14 protein-coding genes are annotated in these 14,980 nt (G+C 57.7%); 10 read left to right on the forward strand and 4 right to left on the reverse strand.

The window, feature by feature from the left end:
- Both AC1DNW_RS23540 and AC1DNW_RS23545 read left to right on the forward strand, forming a co-directional pair.
- Complete coding sequence (locus AC1DNW_RS23540) at window positions 1-990, forward strand: ABC transporter permease (RefSeq protein ID WP_477854506.1); 990 nt, start codon at window positions 1-3, stop codon at window positions 988-990.
- A gap of 115 nt (window positions 991-1,105) precedes the next feature.
- The gene (locus AC1DNW_RS23545) at window positions 1,106-1,573 is read left to right on the forward strand and encodes a helix-turn-helix domain-containing protein (RefSeq protein WP_113301709.1); all 468 of its coding nucleotides are present in this window, start codon (window positions 1,106-1,108) and stop codon (window positions 1,571-1,573) included.
- Between the two features lie 81 nt (window positions 1,574-1,654).
- On the opposite strand, the gene AC1DNW_RS23550 is transcribed toward AC1DNW_RS23545, so the two are convergent.
- A complete protein-coding gene (locus AC1DNW_RS23550) occupies window positions 1,655-3,934 on the reverse strand; it encodes a PAS domain-containing protein (RefSeq protein ID WP_477854507.1) in 2,280 nt (759 codons plus the stop codon).
- 53 nt (window positions 3,935-3,987) lie between these two features.
- Entirely contained in the window at window positions 3,988-4,638 is a 651-nt protein-coding gene (locus AC1DNW_RS23555) for a response regulator transcription factor (RefSeq protein ID WP_477854508.1), read from the reverse strand.
- An 897-nt stretch (window positions 4,639-5,535) separates the two neighbouring features.
- On the opposite strand from AC1DNW_RS23555, the gene AC1DNW_RS23560 reads away from it, so the two are divergent.
- Together AC1DNW_RS23560 and AC1DNW_RS23565 are read left to right on the forward strand one after the other, a co-directional pair.
- Window positions 5,536-6,183 carry a response regulator transcription factor gene (locus AC1DNW_RS23560; protein ID WP_113307135.1) on the forward strand — a complete coding sequence of 216 codons (648 nt, stop codon included), beginning with the start codon at window positions 5,536-5,538 and terminating at the stop codon, window positions 6,181-6,183.
- Between the two features lie 51 nt (window positions 6,184-6,234).
- Window positions 6,235-6,621: a response regulator transcription factor gene (locus tag AC1DNW_RS23565; RefSeq protein WP_477854509.1), complete on the forward strand. Its 387-nt coding sequence runs from the start codon at window positions 6,235-6,237 to the stop codon at window positions 6,619-6,621.
- Between the two features lie 108 nt (window positions 6,622-6,729).
- Here the strand turns inward: AC1DNW_RS23565 and AC1DNW_RS23570 are convergent, their stop codons facing one another.
- A complete protein-coding gene (locus AC1DNW_RS23570) occupies window positions 6,730-8,265 on the reverse strand; it encodes a PAS domain-containing protein (RefSeq protein WP_113307089.1) in 1,536 nt (511 codons plus the stop codon).
- Window positions 8,266-8,642: 377 nt separating this feature from the next.
- Between AC1DNW_RS23570 and AC1DNW_RS23575 the strand changes: the two genes are divergently transcribed.
- The 5 genes from AC1DNW_RS23575 to AC1DNW_RS23595 all read left to right on the forward strand — a co-directional run bounded on the left by AC1DNW_RS23575 (window position 8,643) and on the right by AC1DNW_RS23595 (window position 12,423).
- Window positions 8,643-9,389 (forward strand): glucose 1-dehydrogenase, encoded by a 747-nt coding sequence (locus AC1DNW_RS23575; protein ID WP_113307090.1) that lies wholly within the window; start codon window positions 8,643-8,645, stop codon window positions 9,387-9,389.
- Window positions 9,390-9,775: 386 nt separating this feature from the next.
- Complete coding sequence (locus AC1DNW_RS23580; protein WP_113307091.1) at window positions 9,776-10,555, forward strand: alpha/beta fold hydrolase; 780 nt, start codon at window positions 9,776-9,778, stop codon at window positions 10,553-10,555.
- 156 nt (window positions 10,556-10,711) lie between these two features.
- A complete protein-coding gene (locus tag AC1DNW_RS23585) occupies window positions 10,712-11,398 on the forward strand; it encodes a response regulator transcription factor (RefSeq protein WP_477854510.1) in 687 nt (228 codons plus the stop codon).
- Window positions 11,399-11,457: 59 nt separating this feature from the next.
- Window positions 11,458-11,703, forward strand: coding sequence for a response regulator transcription factor (locus AC1DNW_RS23590; protein ID WP_162748414.1), 246 nt, complete (start codon window positions 11,458-11,460; stop codon window positions 11,701-11,703).
- 279 nt (window positions 11,704-11,982) lie between these two features.
- Window positions 11,983-12,423 carry a hypothetical protein gene (locus tag AC1DNW_RS23595; protein ID WP_113301718.1) on the forward strand — a complete coding sequence of 147 codons (441 nt, stop codon included), beginning with the start codon at window positions 11,983-11,985 and terminating at the stop codon, window positions 12,421-12,423.
- A gap of 106 nt (window positions 12,424-12,529) precedes the next feature.
- On the opposite strand, the gene AC1DNW_RS23600 is transcribed toward AC1DNW_RS23595, so the two are convergent.
- Window positions 12,530-13,285 (reverse strand): NmrA family NAD(P)-binding protein, encoded by a 756-nt coding sequence (locus AC1DNW_RS23600; RefSeq protein ID WP_113307093.1) that lies wholly within the window; start codon window positions 13,283-13,285, stop codon window positions 12,530-12,532.
- A gap of 738 nt (window positions 13,286-14,023) precedes the next feature.
- On the opposite strand from AC1DNW_RS23600, the gene AC1DNW_RS23605 reads away from it, so the two are divergent.
- The gene (locus AC1DNW_RS23605; protein WP_113307094.1) at window positions 14,024-14,662 is read left to right on the forward strand and encodes a response regulator transcription factor; all 639 of its coding nucleotides are present in this window, start codon (window positions 14,024-14,026) and stop codon (window positions 14,660-14,662) included.
- Window positions 14,663-14,980: the final 318 nt, after the last annotated feature.

Here is a 14,980-nt window from a genome sequence, read left to right on the forward strand (position 1 = left end):
ATGCTGGCCTATCTCTTTAGACGCATAGCGGGTCTCGTCGTCGTTCTCCTGGCGATGAGCTTTGCAGTGTTCTGCCTGCAAAGCATCATTCCCGCTGACCCCGCGCGCGCCATCGCCGGGCCGCTGACGCCGCTTTCGAATGTGAACGCTCTTCGCCAGCAGCTTGGCCTCGATGATCCCATTATCGTTCAGTATGGCCGGTTTTTGTCGCGAATCGCGCAAGGCGATCTCGGGACGTCGACCAGGACCCGTCAGCCGGTGGCCGTCGATATAAGGCAATATCTGCCCGCATCGCTCGAACTGTCACTGGCAGCTCTCTGCCTTGGGCTTTCGCTGGCAGGTGTCATTGCGGTGATGCCCCGTATCGCAGGCGGCTCCGGAGGGTTGAKGCTTCTCTTCATTGCGGCTGGCTCGGTTCCAACTTTTATGTCGGCCTTGCTTCTGGTCTATTTCTTCTGGTTTCGCCTTGGCTGGTTGCCCGGTTCGGGCAGGATGAGCGAAGATGATATCGGCGGCCCGACCGGCTTCAATTTGATCGACGCGCTTGTCGGCGGCAGGGGCGACCTCAGCCTGGATGCGACCAGGCATCTGCTCCTGCCGGCCTTCGCTCTGGCACTGCCGATCGCGGTCGCGGTGGGGCGAAGTCTCGACAGCGCGTTGCGCGAGGTGATGCAGCAGACCTATATCGGAACTGCGCGGGGAAAGGGTCTTCGGGAAACCGCGGTCGTCTTGCGGCACGGCCTTCGCAACGCCGCCTCGCCGGCTCTGGCGATGATCGGTCTGCAGATCCGGCTTTTGTTTGGCAATCTGCTGATCGTCGAGCTTGTGTTCGGGTGGCCTGGCCTTGGTCTCTACATGGTCCAATCTCTGACCAGCGCCGACCTCCCGGCTGTTCTCGGCGTCACCATCGTCCTTGGGACCTTCTACATCCTCGTGAACATCGTTATCGAAATCCTGCAGACATTGGCCGATCCCCGGATCGAGCTTTAGCCCGCCTGAAACCTATCCTTTCGGCCTAGTTCGCTAGACACCTACCTTATGGATTTCCCCTACATTCAGCGTTCATCTGAGACTGGCGATCCCGGCCATTGTCTAGGGCGGTCTGATGAATCAAGAGATCATGTTAAAAAGAGGTAATTCGGCACCGTCCCCGGACCGCGTTCTGTCCGATCCTCTTGATTGCTTGCAGGACGCCAGGTCAGACGGTGCGGACAAAGGCCGCCGCAGGACGGGCCTCAGCAATTGGCAGGTCAAACGCGTCACCGAATATGTCGATGAAAGGCTGGAGGGGCCGCTTCGCGTCGATGATCTGGCGGCCGCAGCAAAGCTCAGCCCCGCCCATTTCCGCCGCGCCTTTTCAATCAGCTTCGGGATGTCTCCCTACGCGTTCGTGATGCAGCAGCGCATCGAGCGCGCCCAGACATTGCTGCTGGCCGCCGAGCATGAAATGGGCGATATTGCCTTTGCCTGCGGCCTGTCGGACCAAGCACATTTCAGCCGTTTATTCCGGCGCTTCGTCGGCACGACACCCAGCCAATGGCGGCATGAACTCGGCGCGCAAAGCGCCTCTTAAACGGCTTGCGCCAGGTGGATCACGCTCTCACCATGATCCACCGGCTACGGGGAGCAGCCGCGATGCCGGCATCTCGTCCGGTTATGCCGACAAAGCTTCGAGCTCCCGGACTGTCGGTCTGGCCTGGTTTTCCCGCGGTGCGAATTTCGCCTGAACGTCCCGGACCGGCAGACTGAATGTGATGGACGCACCGCTGCGCGCACCGTTTTCCGCCCAGAGACGTCCTCCGTGGGATTCAATGATGGAACGGCAGATCGCAAGGCCCATGCCCATACCATCCTGCTTTGTTGTATAAAAGGCCTCGAAAATCCTCTCGGGGTCGCTGATGCCGCTCCCGAAGTCGCTCACTTCCACCTCAACCGTATCATCGTCCCGCAACCGCGACTCGATCTTCAGCATGCGGGCTCCAGGCTCGATGTCGTGCATCGCTTCGATGCCGTTGCGGATGAGATTAAGCATCACCTGCTCCAGCTGCACATGGTCTGCGCTGGTCGCCGGCAGATAGGGGTCGAGCTCGATGTCGAGCCTCACCTTGTTGGAGGCGAGCTTGTCGGCGAGCAGTTCGCAGGCATCACCGATCAGATTGTTCAGATCGACTGCCGTTCGGGGGTAGGCTGTCTTGCCGAAGAGCGCCCTGATGCGGCTGACGACATCGGCGGCTGCATCGGCATCGCGCACGATCCAGTCGGCAGAACGCAGTGCGCGCTCTAGGTTCGGCGGATCGGCACTCAGCCAGCGGCGGAATGCATTCGCATTAGCGACGACTGCCTGTAGCGGTTGATTGAGTTCATGCGCAATCGAGACGGAAAGCTCGGACATACTGGCAGCGCGCAGTGCCCTCGCCAGTCTTTCGTCGGACTGACGCAACGCCTCCTGCGCGCGAACCTCATCATCGATGTCGAGGTTGACGCCATACCAGCGGATGATTTTGCCGTTTTCGTCGCGTAAGGGTTCGACGCGTGAATCCATCCAGCGATATTGACCGTCCCTGTGGCGAAGTCGGCCCTTGTGGTTGATAGGCTGACCTGTCGCAATGGCGTTCCTGAACGCCTCCGTTACCGCCGCGCGATCATCCGGATGGACAAGTTCTGCCTGAGTGGCGACCTGTTCCGGCGTCTTCGAATGAATATCGCCTTCATCGAGCCCTGCCCATTCGGAGAAACGCTTGTTGAAATAGCAGGGAAGCCCCTCGGGCGTCATCAGCCAGATCAGCGACGGCACCGTATCAACGATCAGGCGCAGCTCTGCTTCACGCTCACGCGCCGCTTCATGGGCTTCCATCTCGTCGTGGATGTCGAGGCAAACGCCGTACCATTGAATGATCTGACCATCAGCGTCGCGTAGCGGCTCAGCCTTGCCGTCGATCCAGCGATAGACGCCGTCGAAACGCCGTTGCCGATATTTCAATACGAAGCGCTCGCCAGTTTCAAAGGCCTGCGACAGGCTCTTCTGGAATAGTGCGCGGTCTTCTGGGTGGATGGCTTCGATAATCGCCGTCGCGAATCTTTTTGTGTCCGCGGGATCGTTGCTCGCAAGCGAAATCCCGGTCCAGCGCATAAGCGGCCCGTTGATGTAAGAAGTTTCGCCGGCTGCGTTTGCGCACCAGATGAGGGCCGGCACCGTATCGATCATCTGTTGCAATTGCTGCTGGCTTTCCCGAAGGGCAGCTTCCGCCTTGCGTTGGTCATCGATGTCGACGGAGGTCGCGAACCAGGCCGTGATTCGGCCCTGTTCGTCACGCGAGGCGATGGCGGAATCGCGAAKCCATCGATAGGTCCCGTCGGCGCGCCGGACCCGCTGCTCTTCGAAGATCGGCACACCCGTTTTGAGGCTGTGCTCCCATCTTGCCTTGCATCCTTCGACCTCATCGGGATGGACGAAAAGACTCCACCACGAATGATTGTCAAGCTGGGCGATCCTGCTCATTTCTTCGGCGGTCACGCCGACAAAATCGAGCGCTTTCGGATTGAGGAAGCGCAGGCGACCGTCAGGATAGGCCGACCATCCGAAGCCTGGAATATCTTCGATATTGGGCTGAATATTCTTGTACACACGGTCGAAAAGGCTCTGCGGTTTGAAGACGTTGATGAAAAACCAGAGAGCCGCAGCGGAACAGGCAAACATGACGACTCGCATCGGTTCGTCATTCCCGAAATTGACAGGCGAAAGAACGACGGTTGCGGTCAACAAACAGCCGATGAGCAAAACGGCCAGGCCCGTGCGCCAGCTCGTATAGAGCCAGATGGCCACCATTGCGACGAGAATGCCGGAGGGATCTGCGAAAAGCCCTGCCATCAGGACGCCGCTGCCACCAACAGCCATGGCTGTGACGATCCGTTTTTTAGACGATGTCAACTGCATGGAAAACCCCTTTGCCTTTTCTATGTCTGACTTTCCATGACCTGGCGCTCATTTCAGCCATCGCTCATTCGAACATGCGAAGGCAGCGCCTGCCAGACATTGAAAAGCTGCGCCACCGAACTGACCTGCATTTTCTTCATCATATTGCTGCGGTGAAGCTTCACCGTAAATTCGCTGATCCCAAGGGAGAAGGCTATCTGTTTGTTGACTTCGMCGGAGACGACCAGTTTCAGAACTTGGCGCTCGCGTACCGTGAGGGTTTCAAACAGAGAAACGTATCTATCGGCTGCAGACAATGCGTTCCTGCGGCTGACATCGGTGGCAATGGCATTGGAAACGGCATCGAGAAAGGTCTGGTCCCGCACGGGTTTGGTCAGGAAATCCTGCGCCCCGGCCTTCATCGCCTGCACGCTCATTGCAATATCGCCATGCCCCGTCAGAAACAGGACGGGTGTCGTGACGCCGTTGCGGGTCAGATGATGCTGCAGGTCCAGGCCACTGATGCCGGGCATACGGACATCCAGCACGACACAGCTCGGGCGGTCGGGCAGCTTTGTATCGAGAAATTCCCGGCCCGACAAAAATGTCATTGCGTCAATGCCGACCGAATTCAGCAGGTTCTCCAGAGCCGCGCAAACCGTCGCATCATCGTCAACCAAGATCGCGACCGGACTTTTCGACCCCTTGGAGGTGGTCACCCCCATGCATCATCCTCCAACTGCCAGCAGACATGCTGCTTCCCGGAACTGCAGKAGAATACAGTCACTGACGAGGAAATTGAAGGAGGGGGTGACTAAACCAAATATATATGGCGCGGCGCATTTTTTTATGTCTGATTTTTTTGCAGCATCTGCTTCTGCTTTCAAAAATGAAGGAAGCCCTGCTGAAATACGCCTCGATTTCGGCTAACGAGACGCAACCTTCAATGCCGTCGGCCGATGCTCGAGTGATACCGCGAGCGTTTCGCCATTCGCGACAAAATAAGCGACCGTCGGGTCTGCCTGCGATGACGGGGAGGCGGCGAGCGGGACATAGATTTTTGTGGACGCCTTGGGTGCAAATGTCGCGCCGTAGCCGAGATACGCCAGTATTCCCGTGATCAGGCAGCCGATGACCAAGAGCGGAAACCTCGGTATCTCAAGAGGTCTGTACTGAGAGCTTGGGTCATGCCGCATGATCATCGCCTTCGACCGATTTTCGACATCATCAGCTTACAGACGGTTTGCTGCCTGAGGAGCTATACGAAGGTGTGCGCGGGGGCAACGAAGGTGTGCCTTGCGGCGGCTGTGTGTGGAGTGCATCCAGCCTGGAGCACCTGTCGCAGCTGGCGGAACTACCTGGTTGCAATTACGAGAGAATTTGATGGAACTCTGGACCGGTCTCGCCGCCCAACCTACACCCTTGGCGTATTTTTGTGAGGGGGTCCACGTGTTAGAGTGGTGAAGAGGCCACCATGCCGCCAAATGCAATTCCGGCGTGGACTTGGCTGATGGGGATCCCTTCATGAATGCCGCGGAACGAGGCAGTGTTGAACTCAGGCTTGGCCGTGGCGTGGCAGTAAGGAGGATGCGCAAAACCGTCGTTTGGAGGCGCAGAAAGCCATGATGTTCGATCAAGTCAGCACGAGGGACGAGCCGGTTGTCTGTATCGTCGATGACGAAGGCCCTGTCAGGGCGTCGTTGGTGGACCTTTTCGAGTCGGTGGCGATGAAAGCTATCGCATTCGAGAGCGCTTCGGATTTTCTGGAGCGCTGCGATATGGGGCAGGCAGGTTGCATTCTTCTGGATGTGCGGATGCCCGGCATCAGCGGCCTGGATTTCCAGGATCAGCTCGCTGCGGCCGGAAACACCATGCCGATCATCTTCATGTCGGGTCACGGAAGTGTTCCCTTGACCGTCAAGGCCATGAAAGCGGGAGCAACGGATTTTCTGATCAAGCCGTTTGCCGGCAGCGCCGTGATCGCCGCAGTCGGAGAGGCGATCAGGCGGGATACTGAGAACCGGAAAGAGGCCGCTGCACGCAACCAGCTGGAAAATTGTGAAGCCAAGCTTACCCCGCGCGAGCGGGAGGTTCTGGGCTATGTGGCTGCCGGGCTGATGAACAAGCAGATCGCGCATGAGATGCAGATCAGTGAAATCATGGTGAAACTGCATCGCGGGCGAATGATGAGAAAGATGCAGGCGGGTTCTCTTGCGGAACTCGTCCGCAAATTTGACATGTTGAAACCGGATCTGAAACTGTATCAGTAACCTGCGTGGCGCCTAKCTCATTGCCCGAAAAAGAAGAATTGTGCTGACGCAATGGCAAGTTTCCCCAATAAGACCGTCGCTGTCATCGATGATCATCGCTACCTCAGAGAATCCCTTAAGGATTTGCTCGAGGCGGCTGGCTATGAAAGTGAGCTTTACGACTCCGCCGAAACGTTCATGAACGAAAAAGGTTATTCGCTCGTCGATTGCATTCTTGCCGACGTCAGAATGCCGGGAATGTCGGGCGTCGAGATGCTCCAGGCATTGAGCAGGATGCCATCGCACCCGCCGGTCATCATCATGACCGCTCATGGGGACAAGGACGTCGAGGCAKCCGTTTTTCAGGCGGGCGCAATCGCCTTTCTGAGGAAGCCCGTCAATGCCGATTTGCTCATGTCGTGGCTGGAGCGGGCGATCAGCGATTATCGCGGCGGCTAGGGCGATTCAGCAAAACCGTGCAGCGGCCTTGCGTCCGGAATTGCGTGAAACAAAGCGATAGAGCATTCCGTAAAAACGGAACTGCTCCAACCGCCGCGGCCGCCGCCGTCACGCGTGAGCGATCTGTTCCATTTCAACCGGCAGGGTGAAGATGAACCTCGCTCCGTGTGGATCGGCCTGCTCCACGCTTAACCGTCCGCCATGGGATTCGACGATGGAGCGGCTGATCGCCAGCCCCATTCCCATCCCCTGGCCCTTCGTCGTGAAGAAGGGCTCGAATATTCTGTCGGGAAATTCGACGCCCGGCCCGCGATCGCTGATCTCGATCTGCACGGCATCTGTCGCGCGGCGGGCACGAATGTGCAGAATGCGGTCATCGCCAGCAGAATCCATGGCCTCAAGGCCATTGCGAATGAGATTGATCAGGACCTGTTGAACCTGAACCCGATCGAAGGCAATCGGTGGAAGATCACGCTCAAGCTCGATATCCATGCGCACGCGCCGCCGCATCGCCTCCTCGGCCATGAGGTCTCGCGCTTCCCTGACCACGTTGTCGAGTGCGGTATAATTCCTCGACGTTTCGGAGCGTTTGAACAAAGCGCGGATGCGGCCGATGACTTCGACGGCGGAATGGGCGCTTGCCGAGATGCGCTCGACTGCTTTCTGCGCCCGTTCGATATTGGGCGGTTCCGCCGAAAGCCAGCGCTGGCTGACATCCGAGCTTGATATGACGGCTGCGAGCGGCTGACTGATCTCATGGGCGATCGAGGCGGAAAGCTCGGCGAGGCTCGCCGCCTGGCTTGCGCGCGCAAGATTCTGCTGGGCGAGGCTCAAAGCCTCCTGCACGCGCACCTGATCGTCGACATCGATGGAAAGGCCGTACCATTCCACGATGGAACCGTTTTGATCGCGAAGAGGCTCGAACCGGCCCTCCGTCCAGTGGAACATACCGTCCGCTCCGCGCCGTCTGTACCGCATGACGAAAGGTTCGCCAGCCCGGATGCAATGCGCGGCCCTGAGCTGCACCTCCGGACTATCCTCGGGATGGACAAGTTCTTGCGCCGCCCGCGCAAATTCCGCGAAATTCGCTTTGGAAAGGCCCAATTCCTGCATGTAGCGCCTGCTGACGTAGGAAAGCTCGCCCACAGGAGTCCAGCTGCAGATATGGACCGGCAAAGCGTCAATGAGCCGTTGAAGGTGTCGTTCACTGCGCTGCAGCGCCTCTTCGGCATGAACCTGATCGTCAATATCGTGGCAGAGGCCATGCCATTGAATAATCCGTCCATGCCTGTCTTTTACCGAGTCCGCACGGCTCGACATCCAGTAATAGACACCGTCATGGCGGCGCAGGCGATATCGCGTGGAAAAGCTGTCTCCGGTGGCGAAACAATGATCCAGCGCGTCCCTGAACCCTTCGGCGTCATCGGGATGGATCGCCATTTCGATCATCGCATCAAGCCGGCTCATGCCTGGTTGCTGGATATCGGCGATATCCCGGCCGAGGTAATCGACCATCTGTTTGTTGAAAAAGATCGGTTCCCCGTCTGCCGTCAGTCGCCAGATGTGAGACGGCACCCTGTCGACGAGTTCGGAAAGGGCCCGTTCCCGCTTACGCAGTGCCCTGACGGCCCGACTGACGATCATCCGCTGCTCCTGACGACAAATTTGCGCCTCATCAGGCAGAAATGCCTGCAGCAGGATTTATCCTACGATACAGCGGAAAACGAAAGCAATTCATGCGGGACGATGCGTCATGGCTGTTGACCGCTGCCGCCCTGCCTAGAGGTCGTCGCGCCGGATGACGAACTGGACGCGTGCGCTGGCAAAGCGGATCTCGTGATAGACGATCGGCCGCGCTTCCGTATCKAGATTGACGCTTTCGACTGCCTGGGATTCTCGATGTCGTCGGGCGACGGCGGCGGCTCATTTGCCTGTTTTAGGCAAAGTTCCTTGTCCTGAGAACCAGCTAATTGCGGCCGATGCAACTGTTTATCTCCTTCGCATCAACAAGGAGAATTCAGATGCCAAGTCTAACGAATAAAGTGGCCGTCATAACAGGTGGCAATAGCGGAATAGGGAAAGCGACAGCGCGTCTTTTCGCAGAAGAGGGGGCGAAGGTTGTCATCACCGGACGCCGTCAGGATGTCGTCGACGAAGCGGTCCAAGAGATTGGCCACGGGGCAATCGGAATTTGCGGCGACGTCGCCAGCATCGATTATCACCGCCGGCTCGCGGCTGAGGTAGCGGAGCGCTTTGGTGCGATTGATGTCTATATGGCCAATGCCGGGATCATCAATCTTGCCGCTTCGGAGGCCGTTAGCGAAGCCGAATACGACCAGCATTTTGCGGTCAATACGCGCGGTGTCTTCTTCGGTGTTCAGGCCATCGCCCCGCATATCCGCGATGGTGGGAATATCATCGTCACGAGTTCTCTGGCCGGCACGAAGGTTTTGCCGAACCACACGGTTTATGCTGGCACCAAGGCTGCACTCGCCGCATTTGCCCGCAATTGGGCGATCGAATTCAGGTCGCGCCGGATCCGCGTCAACATTCTCAGCCCCGGTCCCGTTGAGACTGAGATCCTGGGGAAACTTGGCGTCAGCGATAGCAACCGCCCGCAATTCGAGCAGCAGATGGCGGAGCTGATTCCGGCAGGACGTCTCGGACGTCCCGAAGAACTGGCTCAGGCCGCACTCTTTCTTGCTTCGGCGGGTACTTTCGTCAACGGGATCGAGCTTCATGTCGACGGTGGCATGTGCGTCGCCTAACCCCTGAGGGCAGTTGGAGTTTTGCGTGGTCGGTTTGCAATGCCCGCCACGCGACCATTTGCTCAGAGCAACCCGTCGATCGACCGCCAGCGCGGTCCGCCCGGAGGCCGTGTTTCAGCCGCTCAGGCGGAGTTTCCCGGCGCCGGCCGGCTTCCACGGTATGGTTTCTCCCGGGTCAGAATTGTTCGGAAGACATTAGAACTGAGGTTTGGGTTGCCGTAGCGCATTTGGCCAGTACAAGAATCCTACCTGTTTATTGACCGGCCCCGGGCGCGGCCTGTTGAAACGCCTTCCGTCAGCCGCTCGCGCTCGTTGAACAAAAAGTGAGTGGACATATTAATCGTGTCATATTAAGTTGTGCGCAATTCAACAAAGGAGACCAACCCATGAATGGAATTCTGAAATGCGTATTCGCGCTCGGCGCACTGGCAGCTCTTGCCGCTCCTGCTGCCGCTGAATCTGCAAAGCCGACGGTGGTGCTTGTGCACGGCGCCTTTGCCGATGCATCGAGCTGGAACGATGTGATCGCTCGTCTGGAAAAGGATGGTTATCCGGTTGTCGCGGTGGCTAATCCGCTGCGCAGCGTAAAGTCGGATGGCGATTATGTCGGCCGCGTCGTGGCCGGCATCAAGACGCCGGTCGTTCTCGTCGGCCATTCCTACGGCGGCTCGGTCATCAGCGAGGCCGCTGCGGAGACGAAGAATGTCGAGGCCCTGGTGTATGTGGCTGCCTTTGCCCCTGAAAAGGGTGAGTCCGCAGCCGACCTCTCGGGCAAGTTCCCCGGCAGCACTCTGGCGCCGACACTTGCCGCGCCGGTGGCATTGGAAAATGGTGGGAAGGATCTGTATATCCAGCAGGACAAGTTTCATGAGCAGTTTGCTGCCGATGTCCCGGCGAAGACGGCAAAACTGATGGCAGCAACCCAGCGCCCGATTACCGAGGCGGCCTTGACCGAAGGTGCGCCTGGTGCGGCATGGCAGAACATTCCGTCCTGGTTCATCTACGGCGACGCCGACAAGAACATCCCCGCCAAGGCTCTCGGCTGGATGGCAGAGCGTGCCCATTCCAAGGAGACCGTCGTGGTCAAGGGGGCCTCCCATGTCGTGATGGTTTCTCATCCCGACAAGGTTGTGAAGATCATCGAAGACGCAGCCTCTGCCAAGTAAGCCAAATCGTGGCGGCATGATCTTTCTGCCGCCACGTTCTCCCCGTGATCTTCTGGAATGAGCTCCATCCCGGAAAGGCGGCCCAATTGCCATGATGGCACGGCTGACGTTGTAAACAATCTGAAATTGTGTAGCTTGATCCGGCCGAGGCGTTTCATGTTCGCCTTCGCAAGCTGGGGTTCTGGAAGCTACATACCGATGCCCGATGAGCAGCTGGAGCAAGATATCCCGACGGTCTGCATCGTTGACGATGAGGCGTCCATACGCGCATCTCTTGTCGATCTCTTTGAATCGGCGGGCATGCGGGCAGTCGCGTACCAAAGTGCCGATGATTTCCTTGATCGCGCCGATCTTTCTCGGGCTGGATGTATTCTGCTCGACGTTCATATGCCCGGCCTCAACGGGCTCGATCTTCAGTCTAGGCTGGCAGCGGCGGGATGTTTCATGCCCATCGTGTTCATGACGGGTCGCGGTACGGTTTCCATGAGCGTCCAGGCCATGAAGGCCGGTGCCAGCGACTTTTTGCTGAAGCCGTTCGAAAACGCCGAACTGATGGAGGCTACACGCGAGGCTATCACCAGGAATATCGAAAGACGCGAAGCTGCTGCAACTTATGATGCCATCTGCACGACTGCCAAGACCTTGACGCCGCCCGAGCGGGCAGTCATGAAATATGTGGGCGAGGGGCTTATGAACAAGCAGATCGCCCATCAGATGCAGATTGGCGAAACGATGGTGAAGCTCCATCGCCGGCAAATGATGAAGAAGATGCAGGTCGGCTCGCTGGCCGAGCTGGTGAAAAAACTCGACATGGTTGCGGGCAAGTTCGACATCTATCAGTAGAACAAGTCCGATTCCGGCCGTTACAGCAGAAATCTCCTCTGGAGAGATCGCAGAGGCCCATGGCCGCATTGAATACAAAAAACACCGCCATTGTCGATGACAACAGGCGTCTGCGAGCGCCGATCAAAGATCCTCTTGAAAAAGAGGGTTTTGCCAGCGAGTGCTACAGTCGCGCCGAAGACTTCCTGCTGCAAGAGGGCTATCTTCCTCCCGATTGTATCCTGGCCGATGTCAGAATGACGGCGTGTCTGGCATCGAAATGTTGCGTATCCTCAAGCATAGGGACGTTTACCCGCCAATCCTGATCACGACGTCCTGCTCGGACGCGCAGATCGAGTCCGCCGTGTTACAGAGCGGAGCTGCKGCCTTTGTCGGTAAGTTGATCGATAGCGGGCGGCTTCTCTCATGCCGCGAGCTGATCGTGTTTCAGCTTCCAACGACGATATCCCATTGAAATAGCTTTTTTCTTCGGCCGACGGCGGTGTTTCGACCGCTATCGCGACCTGCTCCCCAACCTTGGTTTGGGAAGTAAGCGTTAGCCTTGGATGTTAATTTTGAGGCCCGCTTATTCTTAGGAGGTTACGATGCAGGTCACGAAGTTCATTGTCTACGGCATGGTCGGTTTTAACGTACTGCTTGCCGGCTGGTTGGCCCTTTACATGCTCTACGATCCAGAGAGCTGGTATTATTTTGTCCCCGGCGTGACCGATACCGGAATGTTCAACCAGCATTTCATTCGCGATATCGGCATCATCCAGGGTTTCATCGCCCTTGCTTTTGCTTTTGGCGCCTGGAAGCCGAGCCGGCGGGTCGAGCTATGGGCCGGGGCAACACTCTGGCTCATCGCCCATGCTGCGTTCCATCTGTGGGAAGTCGCCGTCGGCATTTGCTCGTCGTCGGTAATCATGCGCGACTTTCCGGCGGTAAGCCTGCCAGCGATTTTTGGGATCCTTGCGACGCTTTGGGCCATTCAACAGGCCTTGGCCTCATCAAGCCGGCAGGGGGTTGTAGGAATCCGCGCCTAAGACAGAGGCTTCAGTCAATAGAAGGAGGCGCTTCGGCACCTCCTTTTCTGTCTTAGTTACACATGTCGAATTGTCGCCAAGGCGACATGGTATCTGGGCCGTCTGCTTAGGCGGCCATCATCGACCGTGAAAGCCAGTCGTGAAACGTCAAACTTCCGGCAAGAGCATTCGCTCCCGGCAGAAGTGTTGTCCTGGCAAGCTCGACGCCGAAGTATGGCGCTTCGGGATCGATTGCGATCGACCGAGGATCTTCCGTCACGGTCAGTATCTCGCGCGCCAATTGGTCAAGCTGGACGGATTCCGGGCCGGCGATTTCTACGATGTCATTGTGGGGCGACCCGACTATGATCCGGGATATCAGGGTCGAAGCCTCGTCCGCTGCGATCGGTCTCATCAGGGCAGGCGACAGCCGAAATCCATTGGTCTCGGCTGCCGAGCTGATGATCCCGTCGAAGAACTCGAAGAACTGCGCGGATCGAACGATGGTGTAAGGCAGGCCGGATGCCCTTATGAGATTTTCCTGCACCATTTTTGCTCGAAAGTAGTCGTTTTCGACCAGGCGATCCGCCGCGACGACCGACAGAGCAAGGTAATGGCTGACGCCCGCTTCCTTTGCTGCCGCCAGCAGGTTCTTTCCCGCCTGCTTGAAGAAGCCGAGCGCGTTGGAATCTCCGAACGAGCCGGAATTCGTAACGTCGATCACGACGTCCGTATCGGCTAACGCAGCCTTCAACCCTTCGCCGGTATAGGCATCGACGCCCGTACTCGCCGAAGCGCCACTAACGGACTGGCCGGCCCGTTCCAGTTCGCGAACGATCTTGGATCCCATCATCCCGCTCGCACCAACCACCGTAATTTTCATCTCAAGTCTCCGGGATATGACTGACATGTTTGAGAGGATAGCCGTTTCCGGGATTGGATCGATAAAACGAAGTTTTGGGTTGACCCCGAAGTAGGGCGTGGAGTTGGCAGATCGCTGGCGCCTATGAGCGAATGTCCGTGTGACGTCGCAAGCTGCCTTTGCAGAGGATGGCATATCCGCCCCGTCGCCTCTCCCTATCGGTTCATGTCCATTGTGAGGCTCGTTGCGCAAGTTCTCTATTTACGAAAAATGTGCGCTTTCAGGAGGATAGGCTCAACGCAAACGAAGGTTTGGCAAACGAAAGGTAGGGATGTCAGTCGCTAGGTCGACCAGTATCTGAGTATTCGTGGGCCGTGTTAACCGGACACGATGGAGATGATGAACGCAGGGCTTTTTTCGGTTTCATCCTGCGGCCAACGAAATGGCAGCCGAGCGTCCAACCCATCCGGCCTATGTCGTCGAGCAGGCAAAACCGGCAGCGTTGCTGCCGGTTTTGTTTGGCTTTGGAGATCACGAACACAGCTTCCGGCGCACACTAGAGCGAGCGATGGTAAACCAAGGTGTATCGTCCGCCGGCGCGTCTTCTATGTTATCGGTTGGCGCCCTGTTGAGAAGGCTGGCACCATGCAGGCCGGCACTACGATCTTTTTCGGGTTGGCGACCGAAAGCCGGCATAGGGCAGGCAGAGAGATAGGCGCGTTCAACCGCCGGAATCTCTGGTAGCAAAGAGGTAATTCGATGCAAAACGCTCAGGTAAAGACGGACAGGTGCGCCGAGCCGATCGTTTACGTCGTCGATGATGATGCAGAGATGCGCAGCGCCCTTCTGGACCTCTTCACGGTCACCAACAAACGCGCGTCAGCMTTTCCAAACGGCCTGGAATTTCTCAAATTGGCAGACGTCAACGCAGCCGGCTGCATTGTCGTGGATCTGCGGATGCCGGGGGGCACAGGCCTCGATCTTCAAAGCCAGCTTCTAGCCTTGGGCTGCAAGCTGCCGCTTATATTCCTCACGGCCCACGCCGACGTTCCCACAAGCGTTAAGGCGATGAAGGCCGGCGCGACCGATTTCATCACCAAGCCCTTCGTCAACCAGGTTCTCCTTGATGCTGTCGATCATGCGATCAGGTTGGATGACGAGCGCCGCAAGTTGCGAGAAGAATTGAAACGCGTTCAAACGCTTGCCGATAGCCTCACTCCGAGGGAGCAGGAGGTCATGCATGCGGTGGCGAGCGGTTTGATGAACAAGCAGGTCGCCTATCAGCTCGGCATCAGCGAAATGACGGTCAAGCTTCATCGCATGAGCCTCATGCGCAAGATGCAGTGCCGGTCGCTGGCGGATCTGGTGCGCAAGGTCGAGCAGCTTCAGCGGGGTTAAAACCTCCGTGCCCTGCGATCGAATCGAACGGCTATCCCAAGACGGGCCAGACAGGCTGCGACTGTATCAGCGGTTTTGCGGGCAGGTGGGTTTGTGGACGCCAAGTTCCGATAAGGCGCACTTTGCTGCTGCTCGTTTAGTCGGGCATTTTCTGCTGGATCCTTACTCAATCGCGCGGGTCGCCAGCTGATCCCMAACATACGTTTGGGTATGCGTCCGACGATAATCGCTTAGGCTTACATTCTGGCTGCTGCTGCAGCGCTGGGTTTGGACGGAGCTGGCCTGAACTAACAAGCCGCGCCGACTTGCCCCCGCAGC

The sequence above is a fragment of the Rhizobium sp. 05L429 genome (assembly GCF_056397645.1).

Excerpts from the sequence above, each read along its gene's own strand:
- AC1DNW_RS23545 (WP_113301709.1), top strand. The coding sequence starts at position 1,106 with ATGAATCAAGAGATCATGTTAAAAAGAGGTAATTCGGCACCGTCCCCG.
- AC1DNW_RS23560 (WP_113307135.1), top strand. The coding sequence starts at position 5,536 with ATGATGTTCGATCAAGTCAGCACGAGGGACGAGCCGGTTGTCTGTATC.
- AC1DNW_RS23570 (WP_113307089.1), bottom strand. The coding sequence starts at position 8,265 with ATGATCGTCAGTCGGGCCGTCAGGGCACTGCGTAAGCGGGAACGGGCC.
- AC1DNW_RS23575 (WP_113307090.1), top strand. The coding sequence starts at position 8,643 with ATGCCAAGTCTAACGAATAAAGTGGCCGTCATAACAGGTGGCAATAGC.
- AC1DNW_RS23580 (WP_113307091.1), top strand. The coding sequence starts at position 9,776 with ATGAATGGAATTCTGAAATGCGTATTCGCGCTCGGCGCACTGGCAGCT.
- AC1DNW_RS23585 (WP_477854510.1), top strand. The coding sequence starts at position 10,712 with ATGTTCGCCTTCGCAAGCTGGGGTTCTGGAAGCTACATACCGATGCCC.
- AC1DNW_RS23590 (WP_162748414.1), top strand. The coding sequence starts at position 11,458 with ATGGCCGCATTGAATACAAAAAACACCGCCATTGTCGATGACAACAGG.
- AC1DNW_RS23595 (WP_113301718.1), top strand. The coding sequence starts at position 11,983 with ATGCAGGTCACGAAGTTCATTGTCTACGGCATGGTCGGTTTTAACGTA.
- AC1DNW_RS23600 (WP_113307093.1), bottom strand. The coding sequence starts at position 13,285 with ATGAAAATTACGGTGGTTGGTGCGAGCGGGATGATGGGATCCAAGATC.